This window comes from Achromobacter sp. HZ01 (genome assembly GCF_003267925.1).
Classification (GTDB): Bacteria; Pseudomonadota; Gammaproteobacteria; order Burkholderiales; family Burkholderiaceae_B; genus Achromobacter; species Achromobacter pulmonis_A.
Genome location: NZ_LWKV01000001.1, coordinates 1,819,853 through 1,845,758, shown reverse-complemented (window position 1 = coordinate 1,845,758; position 25,906 = coordinate 1,819,853). Strand labels below are relative to the sequence as shown.

General features: G+C 69.7%; 20 protein-coding genes. 7 read left to right on the top strand and 13 right to left on the bottom strand.

Annotated elements, in window-relative coordinates; all coding sequences use genetic code 11:
• Positions 1–3 precede the first annotated feature (3 nt).
• On the top strand, positions 4–1,014 hold the full coding sequence (locus A6B37_RS08605) for a bile acid:sodium symporter family protein (RefSeq protein ID WP_111825476.1): 1,011 nt from the start codon (positions 4–6) through the stop codon (positions 1,012–1,014).
• Here the strand turns inward: A6B37_RS08605 and A6B37_RS08600 are convergent.
• Together A6B37_RS08600 and A6B37_RS08595 are read right to left on the bottom strand one after the other, a co-directional pair.
• Positions 963–1,352 (bottom strand): Rieske (2Fe-2S) protein, encoded by a 390-nt coding sequence (locus tag A6B37_RS08600; RefSeq protein ID WP_111825475.1) that lies wholly within the window; start codon positions 1,350–1,352, stop codon positions 963–965. The genes A6B37_RS08605 and A6B37_RS08600 overlap by 52 nt on opposite strands.
• Positions 1,353–1,404: 52 nt before the next feature.
• A complete protein-coding gene (locus tag A6B37_RS08595) occupies positions 1,405–3,198 on the bottom strand; it encodes an ABC transporter ATP-binding protein/permease (protein WP_168202135.1) in 1,794 nt (597 codons plus the stop codon).
• 149 nt (positions 3,199–3,347) lie between these two features.
• Here A6B37_RS08595 and A6B37_RS08590 point away from each other — a divergent pair, with 149 nt between their 5' ends.
• Entirely contained in the window at positions 3,348–4,187 is an 840-nt protein-coding gene (locus A6B37_RS08590; RefSeq protein WP_111825473.1) for an aldo/keto reductase, read from the top strand.
• A gap of 4 nt (positions 4,188–4,191) precedes the next feature.
• Here the strand turns inward: A6B37_RS08590 and A6B37_RS08585 are convergent, their stop codons facing one another.
• Together A6B37_RS08585 and A6B37_RS08580 are read right to left on the bottom strand one after the other, a co-directional pair.
• Positions 4,192–4,374 carry a hypothetical protein gene (locus A6B37_RS08585; protein ID WP_102771604.1) on the bottom strand — a complete coding sequence of 61 codons (183 nt, stop codon included), beginning with the start codon at positions 4,372–4,374 and terminating at the stop codon, positions 4,192–4,194.
• Positions 4,371–5,546: a PepSY-associated TM helix domain-containing protein gene (locus A6B37_RS08580; RefSeq protein WP_111825472.1), complete on the bottom strand. Its 1,176-nt coding sequence runs from the start codon at positions 5,544–5,546 to the stop codon at positions 4,371–4,373. Before A6B37_RS08580 ends, A6B37_RS08585 begins: the two co-directional genes overlap by 4 nt.
• A gap of 214 nt (positions 5,547–5,760) precedes the next feature.
• On the opposite strand from A6B37_RS08580, the gene A6B37_RS08575 reads away from it, so the two are divergent.
• A complete protein-coding gene (locus A6B37_RS08575; protein ID WP_111825578.1) occupies positions 5,761–6,462 on the top strand; it encodes a metallophosphoesterase in 702 nt (233 codons plus the stop codon).
• 18 nt (positions 6,463–6,480) lie between these two features.
• Here A6B37_RS08575 and A6B37_RS08570 read toward each other — a convergent pair whose 3' ends face one another.
• Positions 6,481–9,078, bottom strand: coding sequence for a PBP1A family penicillin-binding protein (locus A6B37_RS08570; RefSeq protein ID WP_111825471.1), 2,598 nt, complete (start codon positions 9,076–9,078; stop codon positions 6,481–6,483).
• Positions 9,079–9,176: 98 nt separating this feature from the next.
• Positions 9,177–9,983 carry a helix-turn-helix transcriptional regulator gene (locus A6B37_RS08565; RefSeq protein ID WP_111825470.1) on the bottom strand — a complete coding sequence of 269 codons (807 nt, stop codon included), beginning with the start codon at positions 9,981–9,983 and terminating at the stop codon, positions 9,177–9,179.
• Between the two features lie 167 nt (positions 9,984–10,150).
• On the opposite strand from A6B37_RS08565, the gene A6B37_RS08560 reads away from it, so the two are divergent.
• Positions 10,151–11,389, top strand: a complete 1,239-nt coding sequence (locus A6B37_RS08560) for an MFS transporter (RefSeq protein WP_102771601.1) — start codon at positions 10,151–10,153, stop codon at positions 11,387–11,389.
• A 10-nt stretch (positions 11,390–11,399) separates the two neighbouring features.
• Here the strand turns inward: A6B37_RS08560 and pgaD are convergent, their stop codons facing one another.
• The 4 genes from pgaD to pgaA are packed head-to-tail and all read right to left on the bottom strand — an operon-like array spanning position 11,400 to position 17,641.
• Complete coding sequence (gene pgaD, locus A6B37_RS08555; RefSeq protein ID WP_102771600.1) at positions 11,400–11,843, bottom strand: poly-beta-1,6-N-acetyl-D-glucosamine biosynthesis protein PgaD; 444 nt, start codon at positions 11,841–11,843, stop codon at positions 11,400–11,402.
• The gene (pgaC, locus tag A6B37_RS08550) at positions 11,840–13,177 is read right to left on the bottom strand and encodes a poly-beta-1,6-N-acetyl-D-glucosamine synthase (protein ID WP_102771599.1); all 1,338 of its coding nucleotides are present in this window, start codon (positions 13,175–13,177) and stop codon (positions 11,840–11,842) included. The genes pgaD and pgaC overlap by 4 nt, the downstream gene beginning before the upstream one ends.
• Positions 13,174–15,210, bottom strand: coding sequence for a poly-beta-1,6-N-acetyl-D-glucosamine N-deacetylase PgaB (gene pgaB, locus A6B37_RS08545; protein WP_111825469.1), 2,037 nt, complete (start codon positions 15,208–15,210; stop codon positions 13,174–13,176). Before pgaB ends, pgaC begins: the two co-directional genes overlap by 4 nt.
• 10 nt (positions 15,211–15,220) lie before the next feature.
• A complete protein-coding gene (gene pgaA, locus A6B37_RS08540; RefSeq protein ID WP_281492754.1) occupies positions 15,221–17,641 on the bottom strand; it encodes a poly-beta-1,6 N-acetyl-D-glucosamine export porin PgaA in 2,421 nt (806 codons plus the stop codon).
• 548 nt (positions 17,642–18,189) lie between these two features.
• Here pgaA and A6B37_RS08535 point away from each other — a divergent pair.
• A complete protein-coding gene (locus tag A6B37_RS08535; protein ID WP_111825467.1) occupies positions 18,190–19,398 on the top strand; it encodes a GGDEF domain-containing protein in 1,209 nt (402 codons plus the stop codon).
• Here A6B37_RS08535 and A6B37_RS08530 read toward each other — a convergent pair.
• The 3 genes from A6B37_RS08530 to A6B37_RS08520 form a co-directional block, all read right to left on the bottom strand.
• Complete coding sequence (locus A6B37_RS08530) at positions 19,388–21,304, bottom strand: S9 family peptidase (RefSeq protein ID WP_111825466.1); 1,917 nt, start codon at positions 21,302–21,304, stop codon at positions 19,388–19,390. The two genes, A6B37_RS08535 and A6B37_RS08530, sit on opposite strands and share 11 nt — an antisense overlap.
• A gap of 111 nt (positions 21,305–21,415) precedes the next feature.
• Positions 21,416–22,381 carry a tripartite tricarboxylate transporter substrate binding protein gene (locus A6B37_RS08525; RefSeq protein ID WP_111825465.1) on the bottom strand — a complete coding sequence of 322 codons (966 nt, stop codon included), beginning with the start codon at positions 22,379–22,381 and terminating at the stop codon, positions 21,416–21,418.
• A gap of 31 nt (positions 22,382–22,412) precedes the next feature.
• A complete protein-coding gene (locus A6B37_RS08520) occupies positions 22,413–24,455 on the bottom strand; it encodes a metallophosphoesterase (RefSeq protein WP_246842401.1) in 2,043 nt (680 codons plus the stop codon).
• A 109-nt stretch (positions 24,456–24,564) separates the two neighbouring features.
• Here A6B37_RS08520 and A6B37_RS08515 point away from each other — a divergent pair, with 109 nt between their 5' ends.
• Positions 24,565–25,380, top strand: coding sequence for an IclR family transcriptional regulator (locus tag A6B37_RS08515; protein ID WP_102771592.1), 816 nt, complete (start codon positions 24,565–24,567; stop codon positions 25,378–25,380).
• 62 nt (positions 25,381–25,442) lie between these two features.
• Positions 25,443–25,901, top strand: a complete 459-nt coding sequence (locus tag A6B37_RS08510; protein ID WP_102771591.1) for a hypothetical protein — start codon at positions 25,443–25,445, stop codon at positions 25,899–25,901.
• The last annotated feature ends 5 nt before the right edge of the window (positions 25,902–25,906 follow it).

Sequence of the window (25,906 nt, the reverse complement as noted above, 5' to 3'; positions counted from 1 at the left end):
GCCATGCGCCGCTTTCTTCCCGATTCGTTCACGCTCATCCTGATCGCCACCGTGGTCCTGGCCAGCGTATTCCCGGCCACGGGCCGGGGCGCGTCCTTCATGCTGGTGGCCAGCAACGTGGCGATCGCGCTGCTGTTCTTCCTGCATGGCGCGCGCCTGTCGACGCAGGCCATCGTGGCGGGCGTGAAGGACCTGCGGCTGCACGCGCTGATCCTGGCCTGCACCTTCCTGCTGTTTCCGGCGCTGGGGCTGGCCCTGCGCGCGCTGTTTCCCGGCCTGCTGACGCCGTCGCTCTGGTTGGGCGTGCTGTTCGTGTGCACGCTGTCCTCGACCGTGCAGTCTTCGATCGCGCTGACTTCGATGGCGCGCGGCAATATCCCGGGCGCGATCTGCGCGGCCACGGCGTCGAACCTGCTGGGCACCGTGCTGACGCCGCTGCTGGTGGCGCTGCTGCTGCACCGCCAGGGCGGGGGCCACGGCCTGGCCGACGCCGGCCGCATCCTGCTGCAGCTGCTGGTGCCGTTCGCGGCCGGCAGCCTGCTGCGGCCCTGGATAGGCGCGTGGGCGCAGCGCAACAACAGCAAGCTGGCCAAGGTGGACCGCAGTTCGATCCTGCTGGCGGTCTACACCGCGTTCAGCGAGGCCGTGGCGCAGGGCATCTGGCATACGTTTCCGGCCATCGACATGGCGGCGATGGTGCTGGTCAACGCCGTGCTGCTCGGTTCGGTGCTGCTGATCACGACCTGGGGCGCGCGCAGGCTGGGCCTGTCCAAGGAGAACGAGATCACCCTGGTGTTCTGCGGTTCCAAGAAATCGCTGGCCTCGGGCATTCCGCTGGCCACGGTGCTGTTCGGCACGGCGCAGATGGGCGTGGTGGTGCTGCCGCTGATGATCTTCCACCAGATGCAGCTGATGGTCTGCGCGGTGCTGGCGCGCCGCTATGCCGAACGGCCGCAAGCGCCTCAGGCGGAGGCGTCGTCCAGCGGCCGGATCTTGCCGGCGGGACGCCAGTAGACGGCGCCGTCGCGTTCCTCGACCGACAGCGCGGTCAGGCGGCCGTTTTTACAGGGGCCGCCCACGCACAGGCCGGTGTCGGGCCGGTAGGTCGCGCCGTGGCGCGCGCACATCAGCAGGTCGCCGGCGCGGGTGAAGAAGCTGCCTTCCCAGTCCAGCTCCACGCCCACGTGGGCGCAGCGGTTCAGGTAACCATGCACGCGGTCCTGGTAGCGCACGAAGAACGCGGTGGTGCGTCCGGCGCCGTCGGAGACGGGGACTTTCACGCCCAGGCCGCCGTTGACGAGGTCGGCGGCGGCGCAGACGCGGATGGCGGGGGCGGCGGTGGAGTCCTGCATGGCGGGGCCTGGCGATCAAAGGGTGCGATAGTCGGGCAAGCGGCCGGGCTTGTCAATCGGCGCGGCCTTCCTGCTGGCGGGCCCACATGCCGGCGTAGACGCCGCCCTGCGCCAGCAGCGCCGGATGGCGGCCGCGCTCGACGATGCGGCCGTCGGCCAGCACGATGATCTCGTCGGCGTCGGCCACGGTGGACAGGCGGTGGGCGATGATCAGGGTGCTGCGGCCCTGGCTGACTTCGCGCAGGTTTGCCTGGATCTCGCGTTCCGTGTGAGTGTCGAGCGCGCTGGTGGCCTCGTCGAACAGGAAGATGGCGGGGTTCTTCAGCAGGGTGCGGGCGATGGCCACGCGCTGCTTTTCGCCGCCCGACAGCTTCAGGCCGCGTTCGCCGACCAGGGTGCTGTAGCCGTCGGGCATGGCCATGATCAGGTCGTGGATGTGCGCCAGGCGCGCGGCCGCCTCGATCTCGGCGTCGCTGGCGCCCGGGCGGCCGTAGCCGATGTTGTAGCGGATGGTGTCGTTGAACAGCACGGTGTCCTGCGGCACCACGCCGATGGCCGCGCGCAGGCTGGCCTGGGTCACCTCGCGCACGTCCTGGCCGTCGACCAGGATCGCGCCGCCGTCGGCGTCGTAGAAGCGGAACAGCAGGCGCGCGATGGTGGATTTGCCCGCGCCCGAGGTGCCGACGACGGCCACCGTCTTGCCGGCGGGAATGGTGAAGCTCACGCCCTTGAGGATGGGCCTGCGCGCGTCGTAGCCGAAGCGCACGTCGCGCAGTTCGACTTCGCCGCCGGTCACGCGCAGCGGCCGGGCGCCGGGACGGTCGGCGATTTCGCGGTCCTGCCCCAGCAGCTCGAACATGCGTTCCATGTCCACGATCGCCTGCTTGATCTCGCGGTAGATGAAGCCGAAGAAGCTGAGCGGCGAATACAGCTGCAGCAGGTAGGTGTTGACCAGCACGAAATCGCCCAGCGTGTAGCGGCCGTCGGCGATGCCGCTGGCGGCCATCCACATCACCAGTGTCAGGCCGGCCGAGATGATGGCGGCCTGGCCGATGTTGAGGATGGACAGGCTGACCTGGCTGCGCACGGCGGCGCGTTCGTAGCGCGTGAGCGAGGCGTCGTAGCGGCGGGCTTCGTGCTCCTCGTTGCCGAAGTACTTGACCGTTTCGTAGTTCAGCAGGCTTTCGATGGCCTTGGTGTTGGCCTCCGAATCGGTTTCGTTCATCTGGCGGCGGAACTTGGTGCGCCACTCGGTCACGGCCAGCGTGTAGCCGATATACAGCAGGACGGTGGCGCCTGTGGCCAGCGCCAGCCAGGCGTCGAACATCTTCCACAGCACGATACAGACCAGCCCGATTTCGAAGAAGGTCGGCAGGATGTTGAAGAGCAGGAACGACAGCAGCGTCTGGATGCCTTTGGTGCCGCGCTCGATGGCGCGGTTCAGGCCGCCGGTCTGGCGCGCCAGGTGAAAGCGTAGCGCCAATGCGTGCAGATGCCGGAAGATCCGCAGCCCCACCGCGTGGATGGCGTGCTGGCCGACGCGCGCGAATATGGCGTCGCGCAGTTCGGAGAACAGCAGCGACAGCACGCGCGCCGAGCCGTAGGCCAGGATCAGCCCCACCGGCACCGCCACCGTGCCCGGCGCGCCCTGGCCCAGCTGGTCGACCGCCTGCTTGTACAGCAGCGGCACGTAGACGGTGGCCGCCTTGGCGGCGAACAGGCACAGCAGGGCCGCCACCACGCGGGCCTTCAGGCCAGGCTGGCCGGGCGGCCACAGGTAGGGAAACAGCGTGCGCAATGTGTGCAGATTGCCGCGGCGCGCGGGCCGCGTGTCGGGAGCGGGCATGGAGGGAGCAGGGTGGTGAGCAGGGCCGGCCGCGCTCGCGGCGCGCCGGGACACCGGCATTATCGGGCACCCGCGGCCATCCCGCCCGGCAGGGGCTTGCCGGCCCTGGGGGTATCATCGAGAGTCGATTGCTAGTTACGGAGGGTTTTATGGCGAACGTACCCGTAGTGGAATTGAACGGCGGCGGCAGGATTCCGCAGCTGGGCCTGGGCGTCTGGCAGGTGCCGGACGGGCAGGCCGCCGACAGCGTCAAGACGGCGCTGGCGGCGGGCTACCGCCTGGTGGACACCGCGGCGATCTACGGCAATGAGGCCGGCGTGGGCGCGGGCCTGCGCGCCGCGGGCGTGGCCCGCAAGGATCTGTTCATCACCACCAAACTCTGGAACGACCGGCATGGATACGACGACGCCCGCAAGGCCATGGACGAAAGCCTGCAGAAGCTGGGCCTGGCCTATGTGGACCTGTACCTGATCCATTGGCCGGTGGCCGGCAGCGACAAATACCTGGAAGCCTGGCGCGCCATGATCGAGATGCAGCGCGACGGACTGGCGCGCGCGATCGGTGTTTCCAATTTCACCCAGGCCAACCTGCAGCGGCTGATGGATGACTCCGGCGTCGCGCCCGCGGTGAACCAGATCGAACTGCATCCCGGCTTCGCCCAGCGCGCGCTGCGCGAGTTCCATGCCCGGCACGGCATCGCGACGCAGTCGTGGAGTCCGCTGTCCCAGGGCGGCGTGGCCAAGGAAAAGGCCATCGTGGACCTGGCGCGCAAATACGGCAAATCCCCCGCGCAGGTGACGCTGCGCTGGCATTTGCAGCACGGCCTGCTGGTGATCCCGAAGTCGGTCACGCCGGCGCGCATCCGGGAGAACATCGACGTGTTCGATTTCGAGCTGTCGGCGGCCGACATGGCCGCCATCGACGCGATCCCCGACGGCGAGCGCCTGGGGCCGGACCCGGAAACGTTCGCGTGGATGGGCGGGTCGTAGGCCGTTACGTCGCCGGAAACGCCCAATAGCGCACGATCACCGCCAGCAGGATGGACAGGGCGACCCAGGAAGCCCAGTGCCAGCCGCCGGTGCCCAGCAGCGCGGCGAGCAGGCCGAATACGCTGAGCAGGCCCAGGACGATGGGCGCGCCCCAGACGAACATGAAACCGCGGGTCGTCTTGGTCATGCGGGATTCCGTTGAGGTTGGGCGGCCGCCTGGTGCTTGCGCACGAGTTCGGCGATGCGGGCTTCGGTGGCGCGGCGGCGCGCCAGCCAGAGGTAGAGGCCGCTGGCCAGCACGATGATGGTGATGACGTCCAGCAGCGCCCAGATGATCTTCAGCGGCAGGCCGGCGTAGTCGCCGAAGTGCAGCGGGCGCGACAGCTCCAGCGCGGTCAGGTACCAGGGCATGCGGGCCACGGTGGTGAGCTCGCCGCTGCGGCCGTCGACCAGCACCGGCGTGTTCAGGCGCGAGGTCAGCGGCGTGTCGCCGCGCATCCAGACGATGTAGTGGTGGGGGCTGCCGAAGGCGTTGCCGGGGAAGGCGATGAAACCGGCGATGGTGCCCGGCACGGCCTTGAGCGCGGTGTCGGCGGCGCCCTGGACCGAGGCCAGCTCGGTGGGCACGCCCGCGCCCTTGTAGGGCTCCAGGATGCGCGGCAATTCGGTGGACTGCCATAGCCGGAAGAGCGGCGTGGACAGTTCGTTGATCACGCCCGTCACGCCCACCACGAAGGCCCAGACCAGCGTCACGATGCCGAGCAGGTTGTGCAGGTCCAGCCACTTCAGGCGGGTGGAGCGGGCGGCGCGGACCGTGCCGAACTCCAGCTTTTTCATGAAGGGGCCGTAGAGCACCACGCCGGAGACGATGGCCACGCAGAAAAGCAGGCCCATGAAACCCAGGAACAGTTCGCCGGCCAGCCCCGCGAACAGGTCCACGTGCAGGGCCAGCATGATGTTCATGAAGGTGAAGCGATCGTCCACGTACGGCGGGCCGTCCAGCAGCACGTCGCCGGTGCGCCCGTCCATGCGCACGGCATGGCCCGACACCAGGGCGTCGCCGGGCTTCTTGGCCATGCCGACGTAGACCTGGGGTTCGTCGGGGTCGACGTAGACGTAGTCCACGACTTCGCCCGGGTACATGGCGCGGGCGGCGCCGACCAGCTTGTCCAGGCTGGCCGGCGGGGTGGAGGCCGGCACGTCCGACAGCGGCTTGGCGTCGTCCAGCCAGTGCTCGATCTCGTGATGGAACACCAGCGGCAGGCCGGTCAGGCAGATGATGAGCAGGAAGATCGTGCAGACCAGGCTGGTCCACTTATGGACCAGATACCAGGTTTTGATGGTGGACGCGGCTGTCATGGTGTGAGGCGCGGGCAGCGCAGTCAAAGCGGTGCGGGAGCGGTTTTGGGAGGGCGTATTAAGCCCTGGGTAAGAAACATGCAAAGTTATCACGAATAAGACTGATTCGCGTCATCTATTTTTCCAGGGCCGGATAAGAACTGTGCGCGGGGGCCGCGCCAAAGCGGGTTAAAAAGGAAAGGTCGTGTATCGATAAAGTGGTGGTTTGCAGGCCATGGAGCAGCGTTTTCTCAAAGTTCCGCGCAATACGCAGGGCCGCGATTTCGCGGTGGGCGATCTGCACGGGCATTTTTCGCGCCTGGAGGACAGCCTGGGCGAGCTGGGTTTCGAGCCGTCCCGGGACCGGCTGTTCTCGGTGGGCGACCTGGTGGATCGCGGCCCGGAAAACGAGGCGGTGCTGGACTGGCTGGCGCGGCCCTGGTTCTATGCGGTGCAGGGCAATCACGAGGACTACGCCATCCGCCACGTGCGCACGGGCCGGGTGGATGTGAAGAACTGGCGGGAATACGGCGGCGGCTGGTTCCTGGATCTGCCGCGCGAGCGGCAGGAGGCTTTTGCCGAGGCGTTCGAGCGGCTGCCGATCGCCATCGAGGTCGAGACCGAGGCCGGCACGGTGGGCCTGCTGCACGCCGATTGCCCGGTGCTGTTCTGGCCGCGGCTGGAGTCGGCGCTGCAGGACCGCTACCGGCGCACCGCCGAGACCTGCCAATGGTCGCGCGAGCGGCTGCGCCTGATGAACCGTAGCGGCATCCAGGGCGTGCGCGCGGTGGTGGCGGGCCACACACCGGTCGCCGCGCCGCTGGCGCTGGGCAATGTCTACCACATCGACACCGAGGGCTGGCGCTCGGGCTACTTCACCTTCCTGGAGCTGGAGTCGCTGCAGGCCTGGCCGCGCGACGTGGTGACGGAGCTCTGATCCCGCGCGGCGCGGCGATTACAGCGGCCGCGCAGGCAGCGCGCCGGGGCCGCTGACGGCGCCGGCCTGGGCCGGGGCCTCGGCGTCGACGCGCGGCACCGGGATGGGCGGGAAGGAGGCCGCGCCGGCCGGCGGCGCGCTGCGGGCCTGGGGCACCGGGATGGGCAGGGCCTGCGGCATCTGGATCGGCGCGTCGGCGCCGCCGCCCGGCGCCGGAGGAGGCGGCAGCGGCTTGACCGAGGTGTCCACGCCATCGGTGGAGCGGCGGTTGTTCAGGAAATCCGTCAGCTCGTCGCTGGACGACAGGTCCAGCGAGGCCACGGCCTGGCCCGGCGGGAATTCCGAGAAATAGTATTCGCCGTTGTCCACCAGCAGCCCGTCGGGCCGCGGCGCGGGCTTGCTTTCCGGCATGCCCTTGAGCGCCGGCTGCATGTAGTCCAGCCAGGTGGTCAGCGCCAGGCCGCTGCCGAATTCGTTGGTGCCCAGCGAGCGCGGCTGGTCGAAGCCCATCCAGACGGTGGTGGCCAGCTTGGGCGTGAAGCCGGAGAACCAGACGTCCACGGCCTCGTTGGTGGTGCCGGTCTTGCCGCCCACGTCGTTGCGCTTGAGCACCTGGTGCGCGCGGGCGCCGGTGCCGCTGACGGTCACGTCGCGCAGGATGTCGTCCATCACCCAGGCGGTGCGCGGGTCGATGGCGCGCGCCTGCTCGTCGCCGGCGACCACGGGCTGGGCCTGCATCAGCACGTTGCCGGAACGGTCGGTGACGCGGTCGATCAGGTAGGGCGTGACGCGGTAGCCGCCGTTGGCGAACACGCTGTAGGCGTTGACCACCTGCAGCGGCGTGGCGCCGCCGGCGCCCAGCGCCAGCGGCAGCACGGCGGGCCAGCGCGCCTTGTCGAAGCCGAAGCGGGTCAGGTAGTCCTGCGCGTACTGCGGCGTGATGGCCTGCAGGATGCGGATCGACACCATGTTCTTGGAGCGCACCAGGCCCTGGCGCAGCGTCATCATGGGTTCGTACTTGTTGCCGTCGTTCTTGGGCTGCCAGGCCTTGGAGCCGGTCTGCTCGGCGGTCAGCATGAAGGGCTGGTCCGAGACCTGCGTGGCCGGAGTCAAGCCGCGCTCCAGCGCGGCCGCGTAGACGAAGGGCTTGATGTTGGAGCCTGGCTGGCGCCAGGCCTGCGTGACCCGGTTGAAGCCGCCGCGGTTGTAGTCGAAGCCGCCGATCATGGCGCGGATGGCGCCGTCCTCGGGCTGCATGGACACCAGCGCGGCCTGCAGCGCCGGCATGTTGATGATTTCCCAGTTGTCGCCGTTCTTGTGCAGGTACACGACCGAGCCGCGGCGCAGGCGCTGCTTGTCGCCGGCCTTGGGGTTGAGCGCGCGCGCCACGACCGCCAGCGCCTTCTTGTCGGAGATCGTGATGATCTCGCGGGCGCTGCGGGCCACGGTGACTTCCGTGGGGCTGGCGGCCAGCACCACGGCGGCCAGCAGGTCTTCGCTGTCGGGCGTTTTTTCCTGCACGCCGTCGAGGATTTCGTCGAGCGCGACCGGGTCCTGCTCGACGTTGGCGGGCAGGTCGATCTGGTCCTCGGGGCCGGGATAGGGGGCGCGGCGCGTATAGGCCAGCACGCCGTCGCGCACCGCGAGATAGGCGGCCTCCTGGTCCTTGGAATCGATGGTGGTGTAGACGTCGATGCCCTTGGAATAGGTCTGTTCCTGGAACACCCCGTACATCAGCTGGCGGGCCAGTTCGGCGGGATAGTCGCCGTGGATGGCGAAGCCGCGCGCGCTGGCGCCGTCAGCGCCGCGGACGGTCAGCTGCTGGTTGATGGCCTCGTCGGCCTGTTCCGGCGTCAGGTAGCCCAGGGTCTTCATGCGGCCCAGCACGTAGTGCTGGCGGATCTGGGCGCGCGCGAAATTGGTGATGGGGTTGTAGCGCGAGGGCGCCTTGGGGATGCCGGCCAGCATGGCGGCCTCGGCCGGGGTCACCTCGGACAGGGGCTTGCCGAAATAGGTGCGCGAGGCGGCGGCGAAGCCGTAGGCGCGGTGGCCCAGGTAGATCTGGTTCATGTAGAGCTCCAGGATCTGGTCCTTGGTGAGCTCGGATTCGATCTTGAAGGTCAGCAGCAGCTCATAGAACTTGCGCGAGTACGTCTTTTCCGACGACAGGTAGAAATTGCGCGCCACCTGCATGGTGATGGTGCTGCCGCCCTGGGTCTTGGACTGCTTGACGATATTGGTCAGCACCGCGCGCGCCACGCCCATCCAGTCCACGCCGCCGTGGCTGTAGAAACGGTCGTCCTCGGCGGCCAGCACCGCCTGGCGCATGACCGGCGGGATTTCGTCGATGCGCAGCACGTTGCGGTGTTCTTCGCCGTATTCGCCGATCAGCACCTTGTCGGCGGTATAGATGCGCAGCGGCACGCGCGGACGGTAGTCCGTCATGGCGTGCAGGTCGGGCAGGCTGGGCCAGGCCAGGGCCAGCGCCAGGCCGAGCGCGACGGCGCCGCACACGGCCACGCCGGCGGCGGCGATGCCCGCCTTGACGAGGTGTCGTTTCCAGGGGAAACCCGGTTTGCCGCCCGGGGTGGCGGGAGATTGCTGGGGGGTGCTCATTGCAGGCGATTCTAGGACATAACCGTATAGACCGCCCAGCGGGCAATAAGGTTTCGGTAACGAAAAATGTAACTCGGGCGAAGCCCGCCGGCCGGCTTTCAGCTCTGGGCGGCCGGGCGCAGGTAGCGCTGCGGCGGCGCGCCCAGCGCGCGGTGGAACATGGCGGAAAACGCGCTGGCGCTACGGTAGCCCAGATCGGAGGCGATGCGCGCGACCGGCTCGCCCTGGGCCAGGCGGCATACCGCGTCGGCCAGCCGCACCTGCTGCACCCACTGGCGGTAGTTCAGGCCGAGTTCGGCCTGGAACAGCCGGATCAGGGTGCGGGCGCTGGCGCCGACCTCGCTGCCCCAGTCCTCGATGCCGCGCTGCAGGCCGGGCCGGTCCAGGATGGCGGCGCAGATGGTCTGCAGGCGGCGGTCGCGCGGCCACGGGATCTGCAGGGGCGCGACGCGGGCGGCGGCCAGTTCGGACAGGGCCAGCGCGGCGATCTGCTCGGCCCGCCCGCCCAGCGGATAGTCGATGGGTTCGGCGGTGAGCGCCAGGATCAGCTCGCGCAGCAGCGCGCTGACCTCGACCACCTGGCATTGCGGCCAGTAGCCGCGCGCGGCCTCGGCCTGCAGGTAGAGCGAGCGCATGGAGACCGCGCTCACCATGTCCACGCCGTGCGGCACCCCGGCGGGCACCCACAGCGCGCGCATCGGCGGCAGGGCCCACAGGCCGGTGGGCGTGGTCACGCGCATGGTGCCGCCGACCGCGTACACCAGCTGGGCGCGCGGATGGGAGTGGGTGCCCGTGCGCGCGCCGGCCGGGAATTCCTTGGCCATGGCCGTGACCACGCGCGGGCGGTCCTGGTAGTCCTGGGCGTTGACGCTGCGGCCGGGATCGGGAAGGGTGCGGGTCAGCATGGCTGTCACTTCCGGCTTGAGAATGAGTCAGGCGACAAAAGGATGATTCACGCATTTTGTCACTTTCAAGACGAAAAATGGCAGATCGGGACGGGACGCGCTTCCTACACTGGCTACAGGTCCCGGCATCGCGCCGGGAAAGCCGTCCCCTTTATTTCCCGAGATCCATGAACCCCGCCCAGAATCCCGCGGCCGCGATGGCCGACGCCCAACCCGCCGCGCCCGCCGCTTCAGACCCGTCCACCGCCTTCAAGGTGCTGGGCGCGATCAGCGTGGCGCACCTGATGAACGACATGATCCAGTCGATCCTGTTGGCCATCTATCCCATGCTGAAGGAGTCCTTCACGCTGTCGTTCGCGCAGATCGGGCTGATCACGCTGGTGTACCAGCTGGCGGCCTCGCTGCTGCAGCCGTTCATCGGCTTCTACACCGACCGCAATCCCAAGCCGTATTCGCTGCCGGTGGGCATGGGCTTCACCCTGGCGGGGCTGCTGATGCTGGCGATGGCGCCGTCGTTCGGCTGGCTGCTGGCGGCCGCGGTGCTGGTGGGCACGGGCTCGTCGGTGTTCCATCCGGAGTCGTCGCGCGTGGCGCGGATGGCCTCGGGCGGGCGCCACGGGCTGGCGCAGTCGCTGTTCCAGGTGGGCGGCAACGTGGGCTCGGCGCTCGGGCCGCTCGCCGCGGCGCTGTTCATCATTCCGCACGGGCAGCGCAGCGTGGCCTGGTTTTCGCTGGCGGCGCTGTTCGGCATCGTGGTGCTGACCGGCATCGGGCGCTGGTACAGCGCCAACCGCGAGCGCCTGAAGCCGCGGGCGCGCGGCGCGGCGGCCGGCAATGCGCTGTCGCGCCGGCAGGTGCTGGGCGCGCTGGCGGTGCTGGGCGTGCTGGTGTTCTCCAAGTATTTCTACCTGGCCAGCCTGAACAGCTATTTCACGTTCTACCTGATCGACAAGTTCGGCCTGTCGGTGCGCGAGGCGCAGCTGTACCTGTTCCTGTTCCTGGCCGCGGTGGCGGTGGGCACGGTGGTGGGCGGGCCGGTGGGCGACCGCATCGGCCGCAAGATCGTGATCTGGGTGTCCATCCTGGGCGTGGCGCCGTTCACGCTGCTGCTGCCGTACGCCAACCTGTTCTGGACCGGGGCGCTGGTGGTGGTGATCGGCGTGGTGCTGGCCTCGGCGTTCTCGGCCATCGTGGTCTATGCGCAGGAACTGGTGCCGGGCAAGGTCGGCATGATCGCCGGCCTGTTCTTCGGCTTTGCGTTCGGCATGGGCGGCCTGGGCGCGGCGGCGCTGGGCAAGCTGGCCGACGCGACCAGCATCGCCCATGTGTACCAGGTGTGCGCCTATCTGCCCCTGCTGGGGGTGGTGGCAGTCCTGCTGCCGGACGTGGAGAAGAAGAAGGCGTAGTAGCCCGCGGTCAACCCGTGTGCACCGCGGTAAGCAGCGGGCTGCGCGTCTCGATGCCGGTGATGCGTCCGTCCGGCCCGTGGTGGATGACGGCCGTGCGCGATGCGCGCAGCTCCGCCAGCTGCGCCGGCGTGAGCCCGAAGCTCATGGCCAGCCGGCGGTCGCCAAGCGGCTTGATCGGCTTGCGCCGGTCCTTGCCCGCGAAGCGCCGGTGGTTGTAGACCGCCCAGGCCACCAGCAGGGCGGCGTTGGCCAGCGCCAGCAGCGCATAGCCCGACAGGGTGCGCAGCGTGGGCACGAAAGCCGGCAGCGGCGACAGCCCCGGGCCCTGCGCGTCGCGCAGGATGGCCAGGATGCCGGCGCCGAACAGGTACACGAAGGCGAACCAGCCCAGGGCGGTCAGGACGAGGTCGAACAGATAGCCCGCGCGCGAGCGTTGCGTGGTGATGATCATGATGCGTCCGGTGATTTGATGCCCCGGTCCGGGCTGACCCAGCGCGCGCGCCGGGCCTGCTTGCGGAGCATGACCTTGGGAAAGCTGACCAGGGTGGTGAACAGGCTCACCATCCAGAAGGCCAGCGGATACCAGATGACCCAGTACAGCGCGCGCGGCAGGCCGGGCTCGTAGCGGCGGTCGATCAGGATGCTGACGACGAACTGCAGCAGGCACACCATGGCCAGCATCATGCCGGTGAAGGCCGGCGGCATCAGGCTGGCGATGTACATGTTGTTGGGCAGCGCCACGACCTGGCTGACGGCCCACAGCAGCACCGAGATGCCGAAGGCGAAGGCCCAGGCGGTGGACAGACAGAATTCCGCCATCAGCGGCCACAGCCGGCGGTGGCGCCAGATCCAGATCGAGCGCAGGTTCTTCAGGAAGACCTCGGCGCCGCCCTGGGCCCAGCGCAGCCGCTGCTTCCACAGCCCGCGCAGGGTCTCGGGCATCAGGATCCAGCACAGGCCGCGCGGCTCGTAGAAGATGGACCAGTGGTCGCGCTGCAGCTTCCAGCTGATGTCGATGTCCTCGGTGATCATGTCCAGGCTCCAGTAGCCCACGCGGTCCAGCGCCGCGCGCCGGAACGCGGCGACCACGCCGGACACGGTGAACACCTGGCCGTAGACGCGCTGGGTGCGCTTGATCAGGCCGATGATGGAGGAGAACTCCCCGACCTGGATGCGGCCGATCATGGTCGAGCGGGTGCGGATGCGCGGGTTGCCGGTGACCGCGCCGACGCGCGGGTTCTGGATCAGCGGCGCCACCAGGTAGGCGGCGGCGTCCGGGTCCAGCGTGGCGTCGCCGTCGATGCACACCAGGTACTCGCTGCGCGCGGCCAGCGCGCCCATGCGCAGCGCCATGGCCTTGCCCTGGTTCTGCGCCAGGTGCACCACGCGCAGCCGGTCGTGGCGCGCGGCCAGGCGGTCCAGCATGTCGGCGGTGCCGTCGCTGGAGCCGTCGTTGATGGCGATGACCTCGATGTGCGGATAGTTCTGCGCCAGCGCGGCCAGCAGGGTCTCTTCGCCGTGCTCGGCCTCGTTGAAACAGGGCACCAGGATGGACACCAGCGGATTGCCGGGCAGCGCCGGCGGCTGGCGGTCCTTGCCCCATTTCCAGTGCCGCTCCCAGTGCCACCAGAAATAGAGGCCGCCGCTCATCCACAGGCCGGACATGAAGAGCGGGTAGAAGAACACGAAGCCCAGCAGCGCCTCGCCGGTCAGCATCAGCGTGAAGCCGAACGGCACGCCGAGCATGGCGCAGAGTATGAGCAGAGCGATCAGGCGGTCTATCATCGGACGGGATACCACGCTTCGGAGATGGCGGGCCGGATGTCTTGCAGCCGGGGCTGGTCTTGCGAGTAGTCGTCGGGGTAGTAGCCGAAGTTGCGGGCGCCGCGTAGCTGCAGCCGCTGCATCCAGCCGGCCAGCACGGCCGTGTCGATGGGCGTGGACTCGGGACGGTCCGGGCCGGTGCGCCAGTCGCGCGCCTGCAGTTCGAACACGGTCCTGTCCAGCGCGCCGGGGCGGCGCGCCACCGCGTCGACCATGCTGTCCAGCCAGGCGTGCTCGCCGGCTTCGGGCACGTTCTCCATGCGCGGCATCGCCATCGGGGCGGTCCAGTCGTAGGCCTGCAGGAAGTCGTCCAGGTTCTGCGCGAACCAGGTTTCGCTGGCGGGGTTCAGGATGGGCTGGGCGTAGATGTTGCGGGCCGTCTTGATGTGCGGGCCGCGCACCGCGCGCACGCGCCGGGTCAGCTCGTCCGTGAAATCGACCAGCGCGCGGCTTTTCAGGCGGGTCCAGCGCTGCAGCGTGTCGGGATCGGCGCGCAGCTCGGCGATGGAGCCGGGCAGGCCGGCGCGGCGGTAGGCCGCCAGCGCGCCGGGGCTGGCGTCCTCGAAATCGCTGAGCACCGCGTCGTCATGGAACAGCACGCCGTCGAACAGGGTGTAGCGCGACAGGTCCTCGTACAGGTCGCCGATGCGCTGGCGCGCCACCGGATCGAAGGGCGAGAGGCGGCGGTACTGGTCGGGATCCGGCGCCGGGGCGGCCCCGGGATGCGCGGGGTCCCAGCGCGTCACGCGCGCGATGGACGGGTCCAGGTCGACCGCCAGCACCGGCATCCAAGCGTAGACCGCCACGTGGGCGCGGTTCTGCAACTGCCAAGAGACGCGGTTGAACAGGTCGGCGCGCATGGGCAGCCAGCGGTTGGGAAAGTACACGGAGCGCACCAGGCCGTCGGCCTCGGGATCGGCAAAGGCCTGCAGGAACACCGTGTTGATCTGCATGTCGGCGATGCGCTGCACCAGTTCGCCCAGGTTGCGGTCGACCTGCGCCGGGTCGGGGTCGTAGATGTAGTCCAGGTCCACGTGCGCGACGCGCATGGTGGGCAGGGCTTCCATGCCGCCGATGCTGTCGGCGAACGGGCGCAGGTGCGGATCGTTGGCCAGCAGCAGGCGCGGCGCGGACATCAGGCGCGAGACCCGGCTGGGGCCGTCTTCCAGCGTCAGCGCCATGCGGTAGCCGTGCTCGCCGGCGATCTTCAGGGTGGAGCCGCCTTCGGCGCCGTAGGGCCAGACCCAGACGCGCGGCGCCTTGCCGGTGGCGCGACGGATCTTCTCGCTGATGGCGGCGACGTCGCGCTGCATGCGGGCCTGGAACTGCGCCTCGGTTTCGTACTGGCGGGCGCCGGCGTCGTAGACGCGGATGGCGGCCGCCGGCTCGGTATTGCCCTGCGGGTTGGCCAGGGCGCCGTAGTGCGAGGCGTTGGTGTGGGCGGCGATCTCCACCAGGCCGGAACGCGAGATCTCGCGCACCCCGTCCCAGTCCAGGAAGCGCTCGCGCGGCTGCGGGCTGCCGCCGAAATCCACCTTGCGGTTGGCCGGCGTGTCCATCCAGACGCCGACCGGCGCCAGCACGGCCGGCCAGCGGTAGGCTTCGAGGATGGGCAGCACGCGGGTCTGGAAGCTGCGGTAGCCGTCGTCGAAACTGAGCAGCACCGCGCGCTCGGGCAGGGGCTTGCCGCCTTCGCGCGCGGCCAGGATCTGGTCCACGGACACGGCCTGGTAGCCGTTCTCGCGCAGCCAGGCCAGCTGGTCGACCAGCCGGTCGGTGCGCACGCTGAGAAAGCCCTGGTCGGGGTCTTCGTCTTCCACGTCGTGATAGGCCAGGGCCAGGAACTGGCCGGACGGCCAGGGCCGGTCGGCCGGCGCGAGGCTGCGTTCGGCCGGCGGCGTGTAGACGGGAATGTCCTTGGCGCAGGCGGTCAGGAACAGGATCAGCAGCAGCAACAGGCCGGCCAGGAGGATGCGGGTATGGGTTCTAAGCATGGCGGCGGTCTCAGAAGCGGTAGGCGAGGTCGAACACGATGCGCAGTTCGCGCTCGCGGTCGCCGTCGTACGGGCGGCTGATGCCGGTGATCATGGCGCCCATGTCCAGCACGTCGTTGGCGCGGTAGCGCTGGCCGTAGCCCAGGGCGAACACGCCGCCGGTGCCGTAGCCCTGCTGCGTGTAGGCGCCGGCGCCGACGGTGCCGATCTGTTCCCACGCGGTTTCGTAGCGCCGGTACAGCGTGTGCGTCAGCCGCAGGCCGGGCACCAGCGTCAGGTCCGAGCGCGGGTTGAAATAGGGCACGTCGCTGCCGCCGCTGTTGTGCTGGGTGGAGATGTCGAATTCCAGGTCGGCCTTCAGGTGCGGGGCGGTGTAGACGCGTTCGCGTCCGATCAGGCCGAGCGACCAGCGGTTGTTGCCGTCGCTGAAGTGCGAGGGCGACAGCGCCAGGGTCCATTCGCGGCGCTCGTCGGCGCGCCAGCGCACGAAAGCGGACAGGCTGTTCGACGAGATGCCGCTGGCCAGCGCGCGCAGCGGCGTCTCGCGCGAGATCAGCTCGGCCGAGCCGCCGACCTGCCAGCGGTCGTCCAGGTCGTAGGCGGCGCTCAGGCGCAGGCCGGGCTTGACGCCGTCGCCGTAGTCGTGGGTGGAGACTTCGCCCTCGACGGTGAGGTCGCGGCCGCGCCATTCGACGCCGGCGCGCACCCAGCGGTAGGTGCCGCGGCCTTCCTCGAAGTCGCCGGCCGCGTAGCCGCCGCCGCCGAACGCGCGCCAGTTGTAGTCCAGCGGCTTGGAGTACACCACCGCGTCGATGCCGAAGTCGCCGCTGCCCGAGACCGGGCTGTCCGAAGCCAGGCCGCGGTAGCCGGCGATGCGCAGCTCGGCCATGTTGTGCACCTGCCACTGGCGGGCCAGCCGGCGCGACACCAGGTCCTCGGGCGCGCGCGCCAGCGTGTCCTGGCTGAGCGCCTCGGCCTGGCGCCATTCCTGCAGGTCGAGCGCGGTGAATCCCTGGCCGTTCTCCACGCTCAGGCTGCGCGGCGACAGCGTCTCGGCCATTTTCAACGTGCGTTCCGAGGCGCGCGGCTGCGAGCGGGCGCGGTAGACGCCGGCAAGCTGGGCCTGCAGCCCGGAGTTGTTGGGCGCCTCGCGCACCATGTGTTCCAGACTGCGCTGGGCGGCCGGGGTGTCGTCGGCCTGCAGGCTGGCGGCGGCCTCGGTCTGCATGCGCTCCAGGCGCAGGTCGTTGGGCAGGCGGCTGGGCTGGCCCTTGAGGTAGACCCAGTCCGGATAGTCCTGGCGGTTGGCGGCCAGGCTTTGCGAGGCCTGGTCGAATTGCTCGGACTCGGCCAGGGAGTAGTACAGGCCGGTCTCGGTGTTGAGGCGGTCCTCGGGATCGTCGTTGCGGGCCGCGTCGTCGGCGGCGACCTGGCGGTAGATGTCGCGCGCCTTTTCCGGCTGGCGCAGGTACAGGTAGGCCGAGGCCACGTCGTTCAGCGCGTAGCGCGGCACCTGCGCGCCTTCGGCGCGCAGCGCCTCGTATTCGCGCACCAGGTCGGCCATGCGCGCGCGCGCATGCAGCGCGTGCAGGCGGTCGATGCGGGCGCGCAGCACGTCGTCGCGCGCGGCCTCGCCCAGCGCCTGCCAGGCCGGGATCAGCTCGTCGTAGCGGGCCAGGGCGCGGTCGGCGACGACGTAGCGTTCGGCTTCGTTGCGCGCCGGCATGGAGGCCAGGCGCACCTGCTGGGCCACGGCGTCGGCCTCGAAGCGCCGCATCTGGGCGGCGTCGAACAGGCCGGGATGCTCGGACGCGCGCGCCAGCGCCGCGCCCGACATGCGGGCGCGGGACAGCGCCTGTATGTATTCGCGCTGCACGTAGGGCGTGTCGGGAGCGAGGGCCAGGGCGCGGTCGGCCTGGTAGAGGGCCTCGAAAGGGCGCCCCTGGCGGACGTGGACGTAGCCCAGCGCCAGGCGCGCGTCGACGTCGCGCGGCTGGCGCGCCACCCAGCGCTCGCCGGCCTGGAGCGCGGCCTGCGTCTGGCCGGCGTCGGCCAGCGTCATGATTTCGCCGGCCTGGAAAGCCGTGTGCCGCGGATGGCGGCGCAGCCCCGCGCGGTAGGCGGCCAGCGCCTCGGGCCAGCGCTGCAGGTCGCGGTAGGCGCGCGCGGCGGCCAGCTGCACGTCGGCCGGCGGATTGGCGCCGGCCGGCAGCGTCTCGAAGGCGGCCGCCGCCTCGGCGGGCCGGCCGGCCCAGCCGGCGATGACGATGTGGTCGTAGATGGCGCGTGGCCCGGCGGCGGCGCCTTGCCGGCGCAGCATCTCCAGCGCGGGCTCGTAGTCGCCGGCGCGGGCCCGGGCGATCAGGCCGTCGTAATCCTCGGCGGGGGCGGCCAGCGCCAAGGCAGGCGCCAGGACCGCACAGGCGGCCAGCAGGCGCAGGCCCGCCGCGGCGTCAAGGCGCGATAGCGGCCGGTTGGCGGCTTTTCCCGCAGGTTTTCCTTTGCATGGCATCTGTAGTACTTCCGCAGTTGCGACTCGGGACGTTCGCCGCCTCCGCCGGGCAGGCGCGCGCCGGCCGGACAGCCGGACGCCGCGCGGGCGCGCAGCGCCGGCGATGGAGGTGGGGAACATGGGTTCAGTTGCGCGGCGCCCGCTGCGGGGACCTTCGCACTCGCGCTATCGAAGTGCATGGCTAGTACGCGCCACGTCCGATGGACGTGGTTGCGGCACTCTGCGGCGCCGTCAACGGGATGCACTGTAGGACGTTTTGGATATTTCAACTGTCAAGTAGTGCAAAGGAGGCGCGCACAGGGGCCGGCGCTGGCGTATTCTTCGTCGCTCGGGCCGGGGCGAGTGCCGACGAGGATAGCGTGCCGGCTCGTCCTGACTGTAACAAAAGACGTCAAAAATGCTAGGGTGTAACGCGGCGCGAGCGGTGCGCAGTGCGGCAATCCCAACGAGGGCGCGCGGCAGGAGCCATGACGATTTCCTTATTCTTTCTGATGTGGGGACTGGCCACGGCGCTGGCGCTGCCCTTGTTCGTGCTGTTCCCTGCGCGCGACCTGGGCGGCATCCGCGCGTTCACCGCGGCCAATGCGCTGGCCGTGGCGTCGCTGCTGGCGTATGCCTCGTCCGGCCTGCTGGCGCCCGGCCCGGCCGTGATGGTCTCGAACGCCGCCTGGGTCGGCTCGCTCGGCCTGGTCCATGTCGGCGTGCGGCGGTTCTTCGGGCTGCCGCCGCAGGCGCAGGCCACGGCGGCGCTGGGCGCGTTGTGCATCCTGGCGTTCGCGCTGCTGTTGTTTGCCGGCGGCGAGCTGCGCGCCCGCATCCTGCTGTTTTCGGCCATGACCTGCGTGGCCATGCTGGCCACGGGGCGGGTGATTTTCCGCCAGCGCCGGCGCCTGCAGACCCGCGGCGTGATGGCGTACCTGATGCTGGCGATGTTCGGGCTGGCGGCCGTGCAGGGCCTGCGCCTGGCGGTCTATTCCATCGGCGGCGAGGCGCCCCATTCCTTGCTGGAACCGTCGGCCTGGGGGCTGTTCTTCATCGTCTGCGGAGCGGTCACGGTGCCGGCGCTGTTCCTGGCCCTGCTGTTGCTGGTGCAGACCAGCCTGTCCGAGCAGATGCAGGCGGCGCTGGCCTTCGACAGCCTGACGCGGGCGCACTCGCGGCGCAGCATCCTCGACGAACTCGAACGCGAATTGCGCCGCTGCCATCGCGCCGGCGGCAAGCTGGCCGTGCTGCTGCTGGACATCGACCACTTCAAGTCCATCAACGACCGCTACGGGCATGCGGCCGGCGACGGCGCGCTGCGCCATTACGCGCAGGTGGTGCAGCGCGCGGTGCGGGCCAGCGACCGTCTCGGCAGGCTGGGCGGCGAGGAATTCGCGCTGCTGATGTATGACTGCGATCCGGCGCACGCGCTGGTGCAGGCGCAGCGGGTATGCGACGCGGTGCGCGACGCGCCGCTGGCCCTGCCGGACGCCGAGGTGCCCATGACCACCAGCGGCGGCCTGGCCCTGTACCAGCCGGGCGATACCGCCGACGGCATCCTGGCGCGCGCCGACGCGGCGCTCTACCGCGCCAAGCAGCAGGGCCGCGACCGCGTGGAGATGGCCTCGATCGGGCGGGCCGCGGGCCGCGCGCGCCCGGACGGCGCGGCAGCCGAGGCGCGGTCTACGGCTTGAGGTGTTCCTTCAGGAAGCGTTCCATGGCCTCGTAGAACTCGAACTTGTTCTCGTCGTTGTGAAAGCCGTGGCCTTCGTTGTCCTTGACCATGTATTCGACCTCCACGCCGCGCGCGCGCAGCGCCTTGACCATCTGGTCGCTCTCGTCCTTGTTCACGCGCGGGTCCTTGGCGCCCTGCGCCACGAACAGCGGCGTGACGATGCGGTCCGCGTGCAGCGCGGGCGAGGTCGCGGCCAGGCGTTCGCGGTCGCGTTCGGGGTCGCCCACCATGTCCTGCATCTTGGCCTGCATGGGCTTCCAGTACGGCGGGATCGACTGCATGAACGTGAACAGGTTGGACACGCCCACGTAGTCGACCGCCGCGGCGTAGAGCTCGGGCGTGAAGGCCACGCCGGCCAGCGTGGCGTAGCCGCCGTAGCTGGCGCCGTAGATGCCGATGCGCTTGGGGTCGGCGATGCCTTGCTGCACCAGCCACTGGACGCCGTCGGTGATGTCATCCTGCATCTTCAGGCCCCATTGCCCGAAGCCGGCTTCCCAGAAGGCGCGGCCATAGCCGGTCGAGCCGCGGAAGTTCATCTGCAGCACGCAGAAGCCGCGGTTGGCCAGGAACTGCACCTCCGGGTTGTAGCCCCAGCCGTCGCGGGCCCACGGCCCGCCATGCGGATTGACGATGCAAGGCAGGCCGGACGGCGCGCGGCCGGCCGGCAGCGTCAGGTAGCCGTGCACGGTCAGGCCGTCGCGCGTCTGGTAGCTGATGGGCTGCACGCGCGACATGTCCGCCTCGGGAATGGCCGGGTTGATGTCGGCCAGCTTGGTCAGCGTGTCGGCGGCGGCGTCGTAGATGTAGCGCGAGCCGGGCGTGCGGTCGTTGTAGGCGGCGACGATGAATTTGTTTTCATCGCGGTCGTAGCCCTGGATGGCGAAATCGTAGCCCGCGAGCCGCGCCGACAGCGCCTTGAACAGCGCCTCGGTCTGCGCGTCGAAAAAGCGGTATTGCGGCTTGTCGGTCTGGTAGGCGGCCAGCGTCAGCACGCGGCGCTTGCGCGAGTACGCCGCGGCGTCCAGGTCCACGTCCTCGGGCGTGTAGATTTCCTCTTCGGCGTCGGGATTGGCCGGGTCGATGACGACCAGCGCCAGCTTGTCGCGGCCGCGGTTGGACAGGGCGTAGAACTTGCGGTCGTCGAAGGTGAAGAACGCCGGGCTGACGCTGGTGCGGTAGTCGGTGGTGATCAGCGGGCGGAATTCGGCGGCTTCGTCGTCGCGGTAGAGCAGGGTGGTGTTCAGGCCGTCGCTGGCGACGGCGGCGCGTACCTTGCCGGCGTGGTCGGTCTGCCAGCCGACGATGTTGCCGGGGTTCTGCGCCACCAGCACCGCCGCGCCGGTATGGACGTTGACGCGGTAGACGTCGAAGACTTCGGGATCGCGCTGGTTGTGGCTGATGAGGACGTGGTCGGGGTCGTCCTCGAGGTCGTCCTCGATGCCGGCGCGCACGCCTTCGTAGGGAGTCAGGTCGGTGATCTGGCCGGTCTTGGCGTTGACCGCCAGCACGTGGAAATTCTCGTCGCCGCCGAAGTCCTTCTGGTAGAGCACCACGTCGGCGCCTTTCCAGAAGAAATTGCTGATGTCGCGCGCAGTCTCGCGCGTGAGCAGGCGCGGGTCGCCCACGGGCTTGCTGCCTTGCAGCGGCTGCACGTAGATGTTCATGCGGGCCGGGCTGCCGTCCACGCTGGTGGGCTGCATGAAGCCCAGGGTCTTGCCGTCGTCGGCCAGGCGGAAGAAGCCGCGGTCGGGGTTGCGGAAGAAATCCTTCAGGGGATAGGCGCGCGGCGGCTGGGCGGCGCTGGCGCCCAGCGATGCGCCGACGATGCTGGCGGCCAGGACGGTGCGCTTGAGGAACGAGAACAAGAGAGGACCTCCGGGGTTGCTGCGGCCGCGGGCTGGGCCGGCAGCCGCCTGGTCCACCGATGATGCCATAGCGCCGCCGGCGGTGTCGAACCGCCTTGCGCATCGTCCCCGCTATTGCGGCGTCACCCCGGCCGTCTTGACGATGCCGGCGTATTTGCTCATTTCGGCGGCGATGAAAGCCTTGAATTCCTGCGGCGGCTTGTACGTGACTGTCAGGCCCTGGCCTTCGAGCTTGGCGCGCACGTCGGCGTCCTGCAGCGCGCGGGCCACGTCCGCCGAGATGCGTGCGACCAGCGCCGGCGGCATGCCGGCCGGGCCGAACAGGCCGAACCAGTTGGACAGGTCGAAGTCGTCCAGCCCCACCTCGCGCGCCGTCGGCGTGTCCGGCAGCACGGCCTGGCGCTGCGGGCCGGCCACGAACAGCGGATGCAGGGTGCCGGCCTTGATGTGGCTGATGATGGCCGGCGCGGTGGCGAAGAAGACGTCGATCTGGCCGCCGACCAGGTCGGCCACCGCCAGCGACGTGCCGCGATAGGGCACGTGCATCAGGTTCATGCCCGAGCGCACGCGCAGCAGCTCGCCGGCCAGATGCTGCTGCCCGCCCGTGCCCGGCGAACCGAATACCGCCGATCCCTGCGCCGTGCGCCGCTTCATGTCGGCGTAGGTGGTCACCGGCAGCTTGGGGCCGCTGACCAGGATCAGCGGCGCATCGGCCACCAGCGCGATGGGCTGCAGGTCCTTCATGGGGTCGTAGCGCATCTGCTTGAACACGAGCTTGTTGATGGACACCTCGGGCGTGTAGGCCAGCAGCAGGGTATGGCCATCGGGCTTGGCGCCCACCACCTGCTCGGCGCCTATCATCCCGCTGGCGCCGGAGCGGTTCTCGACCACGACCTGCTGGCCCCATTGCGCCGTCAGCTTCGCGCCCAGCACGCGGGCGATCACGTCGGTGGCGCCGCCGGGGGCGTAGGCCACGATCAGGCGCACCGGCCGGTCCGGAAAGGATTCGGCGCGGGCCGTCAGCGCGAGGCAGGCGGCGGCCAGCGCCGCCGCGATTTTCATTCCGATTCGAAGCATGGGATGGCTCCTTGGGATAGGGGATTCGGGATCAGCCGCGCTCGATCAGCAGCAGCGCATGGCCCGGCCGATCGTGGCCGGCCGAGTCCGCCGGCGTCTGCGGGCAGAGCAGGTCGATGATGCGCCCAGCGCCCGCGGCATGGCCGTGCACCGCGGCGGCGGGGCCGTAGGCCAGTTCGTAGCTGCGGCCGTGCGTAAGAAAGCGGCACAGGCGCGTGTGCGCCGGGCCGTCCAGCCGTTCGACCGAGGCCGGGCCGGGCCGGTCGAACACGGCGTTCAGCGCCGCCAGCGCCAGCGCCGCGGGCCGCGGATCGTAGCGCCGGTCGATCAGGCCATTGCGCGGGAAGTAGCCGCGGTCCACGTCCATGAAGGTGTCGAAGGCATAGCTCACCGCGTCGCCCGTGCGCGAGGCCAGGAAGGCTTCGGCCACCAGGGCGGCGATCGCGGCGTCGTCGGTGTTGGCCGCCGCCAGGCGGTCGGCCAGCTTCACCCCCACGTTCACGCACATGCCCCAGTCCTGCGCGCGCCGCGCCAGGTCGGCATGGGCGGCGATGAGATCGGCGCCCCAGTCCAGCCGCACGGTGATGCCGTCGATGTGCTTCTGTTCCAGCCGCGCCCGCAGCAGGGGCGCGGCGGCGTCCAGTTCGGCGGCGCGCAGCCCGGTGTTGACGAAATGGCTGTAGTGCTTGCCGTCGAAATGCGCGTCGTCCTCGCCGGTGCGGATCTTGCCGTAGATGAGCCGCGCGTCGGTGTGGCCGCGCAGCCGGGCGAGCGCGGGCCCCGCGTCCTGCAAGGCCCGCGCGCTGAGGTTGATCTCGATGGCCGCGATGGGCACGCCGTGGGCGCGCGCCCGGTCCAGCAGGGCGGTGTCGGGCACGCCCAGCGAAGTCAGCACGAAGCGATGCCCGACGTCGGCCATCAGGCGGGCGCGGCGCAGCGTCTGTTCGTCGTGCAGGTCCTGGGTGGGGATCTTGAGCGTGCGCAGCCCCATTTCCCACATGGCCATGAGCGGGTAGTCGTTGCGCGCCAGCTTGCGGCCGAATTCCTGCACGCCGCCGGTGCAGGGAATCTCGACGATCTCGGCCCACGGGTGGCGCAGTTCGACCGCGACGCCGTCGCTGACGGCGGTCTTGGTATGCACGGGGGGCAGGGCGCGCGCCGGAGGCTGGCCGCCGGCGGCTTCGCCGCGCATCGCGCCGTGGGTGCGGATCAGCTTGGCCACGTGGCCGCGCTCGTGCACGTCGACGACGAAGTAGCCGAATTTCTCGACGTCGCCGCGGCCGAACTCGTCGGCCGGCGGCACGCGGTAGAACTCGGAATAGTCGTGCCGCAGGAAAGCGGTGGAGGGCAGCATGTACAGTTCCGCGCCGCCGATCACGTCGTACCAGAAATTGTGGACGTGGCCGGCGAATACCGCCTCCACCTGGGGATTGCGCAGCCGCGACAGCAGCCAGCCGCGGCCGGGCTCGTCGATGTTGTCGTAGGAGCCGCGTTCGGCCGGATCGTGCAGGTAGGGCGGATAGTGCAGCGACACGAACACGCGCCCGGGCGCGCCGGCCAGTTGCCCGTCGATCCACTCGCGCTGGGCCGCGTCGGCGTCCAGCCCGGAGTTGAACAGCAGCGCGTTGACGAACAGGAAGCGGACCCCGCCGTGGTCCACGGCGTAGTAGTCGGGGCCGAAGATCCCGCGGTACTTGTCCAGATAGCCGTCGCAGACGACGTCGGCCGGCATCCAGTCGATGCGCTTGTCGCCCACGTCGTGGTTGCCGGGCACCAGGTGCAGCGGCATGTCGATCTGGCTGGCGATGGCCTTGAAGCGGCGCGCGGCTTCCTCGAAGGAGGGCAGGCCGGGGACCGGGTGGACGATGTCGCCGAGGTGGATGGCGAAGGCCGGCGCCGGGTCCAGGCGCGCGATGTCGGCGAAGACGTGGCGAGCCCGCGCGTTGGCGCGCGCGTTGGTGGCGAACGGCGAGGCGCAGGTGTCCTCGGATTCGTTCACGTGGGTGTCGGCGACGACGGCGAAGCTGAACAGGCGGGCGCCCAGGGGCTGGCGCGGAAACTGGGGTTCGGTCACGGCGGTCATACTCCAATTTCAATAAATGGAATTCAAATGTATTTATCGGTCGGATAGTTTGTATTTCGGCCGGCGATATACTGTCAATGCTCCGCAACCCTAGGCCCCTATGCACTCGAAAACGCCGCTTCACTACGAACTCGAATCCCGCGCCTCGCTCGAGGCGCACCCGCGTTTCGCCTCCACGCTGTCCAACGGGCTGGACGTGCTGAAGTGCTTTTCGGCGGCCGAGCCGCTGCTGGGCAACAAGGAGATTTCCGAGATGCTGGGGCTGACGCGCCCGACCGTATCGCGGCTGACGTTCACGCTGGTGGGGCTGGGCTATCTGCGGCGCGACGAGCGCACGGGCAAGTACTCACTGGGGCCGGCGGTGCTGACGCTGGGCTATCCGCTGCTGGTGCACCTGACCCTGCGCCAGCTGGCCGCGCACGACATGGTGGAACTGGCGCGCTACGCGCGCGGCCCGGTGTCGATGGCGATCCGCGACCGCCTGCAGGCGGTGTACGTGGAAACGGTGCAGGACGGCGCTTCCAACGCCTCGCGGCCGGACATCGGCTCGGCCCGCCCGCTGCTGCGCACCGCGACCGGACGCGCGCTGCTGTATGCCCAGACCGCGGCCGAGCGCGAGCTGATCTGCGGCCGGCTGGCCGAGGAATTCCCCGATGAGTGGGAGCGGTTCGGTCCGGCCCTGCCGGCGGCCTACGAGGAAATCGAGGAACACGGCTTCTGCGTGGTCACCAAGGACTGGCGCGCCGAGCTCTGCGGCATCGCCACGCCGATGCGCTTTCGCTCCAACGACCTGCCGCTGGCCTTCAACGTGACCATCCCGGCCGACGGCCTGGACCGGCAGTACGTGTACGAAACGCTGGGCCCGCGCCTGCGCACCCTGGTCAAGAACCTCGAATACCGCATCGGCATCCTGTGACGCCCCGCGGCCGCGCCGGGCCGATATGCGGGATAATCGCGGGCACTGATCTGGAGATACACATGTACAGGAATCTGGCCGCGGCTGCGGCACTGGCCCTGGGCCTGGCGGGATGCTCGATGGGCATCTCGCAGGACGGTTCGTCGCCGCACAGCGAATTCAAGGCGCCGGTGGCATTCAAGGACGCCTATGCGGCGGCGATCCGCCAATCGCGCGATTGCCTGCGCAGCACCGACAACGCCTACCGCGTGGTGGCCGACATCGACGAGCCGGCGCAGTCCGGCGTGGTGCGCGTGCTGGCGCCCTACAGCGACAACGTGATGTCGCGGGTCGACCTGAAGGCGGCCGGCCCCAAGAGCACCGACGTGCGCGTCGCGATGTGGGGCCAGGGCACCTGGGACGCGGCGGCGATGCGCGCCATGCAGGACGCCGTCTATTACGGCCTGGTGTCGTGCAGCAGCTATATGCCGCTGGACCCGCGCCCGCAGGTCCAGCCCAAGCGCGACCTGCCCAGGGACTGAGCCGG

What these genes read in the sequence shown, in the direction of transcription:
- A6B37_RS08535 (WP_111825467.1), top strand. Translation starts at nt 18,190, where the DNA reads ATGACGATTTCCTTATTCTTTCTGATGTGGGGACTGGCCACGGCGCTG.
- A6B37_RS08525 (WP_111825465.1), bottom strand. Translation starts at nt 22,381, where the DNA reads ATGCTTCGAATCGGAATGAAAATCGCGGCGGCGCTGGCCGCCGCCTGC.
- A6B37_RS08595 (WP_168202135.1), bottom strand. Translation starts at nt 3,198, where the DNA reads ATGCCCGCTCCCGACACGCGGCCCGCGCGCCGCGGCAATCTGCACACA.
- pgaD (WP_102771600.1), bottom strand. Translation starts at nt 11,843, where the DNA reads ATGATCATCACCACGCAACGCTCGCGCGCGGGCTATCTGTTCGACCTC.
- A6B37_RS08575 (WP_111825578.1), top strand. Translation starts at nt 5,761, where the DNA reads ATGGAGCAGCGTTTTCTCAAAGTTCCGCGCAATACGCAGGGCCGCGAT.
- A6B37_RS08580 (WP_111825472.1), bottom strand. Translation starts at nt 5,546, where the DNA reads ATGACAGCCGCGTCCACCATCAAAACCTGGTATCTGGTCCATAAGTGG.
- A6B37_RS08570 (WP_111825471.1), bottom strand. Translation starts at nt 9,078, where the DNA reads ATGAGCACCCCCCAGCAATCTCCCGCCACCCCGGGCGGCAAACCGGGT.
- A6B37_RS08565 (WP_111825470.1), bottom strand. Translation starts at nt 9,983, where the DNA reads ATGCTGACCCGCACCCTTCCCGATCCCGGCCGCAGCGTCAACGCCCAG.
- A6B37_RS08515 (WP_102771592.1), top strand. Translation starts at nt 24,565, where the DNA reads ATGCACTCGAAAACGCCGCTTCACTACGAACTCGAATCCCGCGCCTCG.
- A6B37_RS08590 (WP_111825473.1), top strand. Translation starts at nt 3,348, where the DNA reads ATGGCGAACGTACCCGTAGTGGAATTGAACGGCGGCGGCAGGATTCCG.
- A6B37_RS08510 (WP_102771591.1), top strand. Translation starts at nt 25,443, where the DNA reads ATGTACAGGAATCTGGCCGCGGCTGCGGCACTGGCCCTGGGCCTGGCG.
- A6B37_RS08600 (WP_111825475.1), bottom strand. Translation starts at nt 1,352, where the DNA reads ATGCAGGACTCCACCGCCGCCCCCGCCATCCGCGTCTGCGCCGCCGCC.
- pgaC (WP_102771599.1), bottom strand. Translation starts at nt 13,177, where the DNA reads ATGATAGACCGCCTGATCGCTCTGCTCATACTCTGCGCCATGCTCGGC.
- pgaB (WP_111825469.1), bottom strand. Translation starts at nt 15,210, where the DNA reads ATGCTTAGAACCCATACCCGCATCCTCCTGGCCGGCCTGTTGCTGCTG.
- A6B37_RS08585 (WP_102771604.1), bottom strand. Translation starts at nt 4,374, where the DNA reads ATGACCAAGACGACCCGCGGTTTCATGTTCGTCTGGGGCGCGCCCATC.
- A6B37_RS08560 (WP_102771601.1), top strand. Translation starts at nt 10,151, where the DNA reads ATGAACCCCGCCCAGAATCCCGCGGCCGCGATGGCCGACGCCCAACCC.
- A6B37_RS08605 (WP_111825476.1), top strand. Translation starts at nt 4, where the DNA reads ATGCGCCGCTTTCTTCCCGATTCGTTCACGCTCATCCTGATCGCCACC.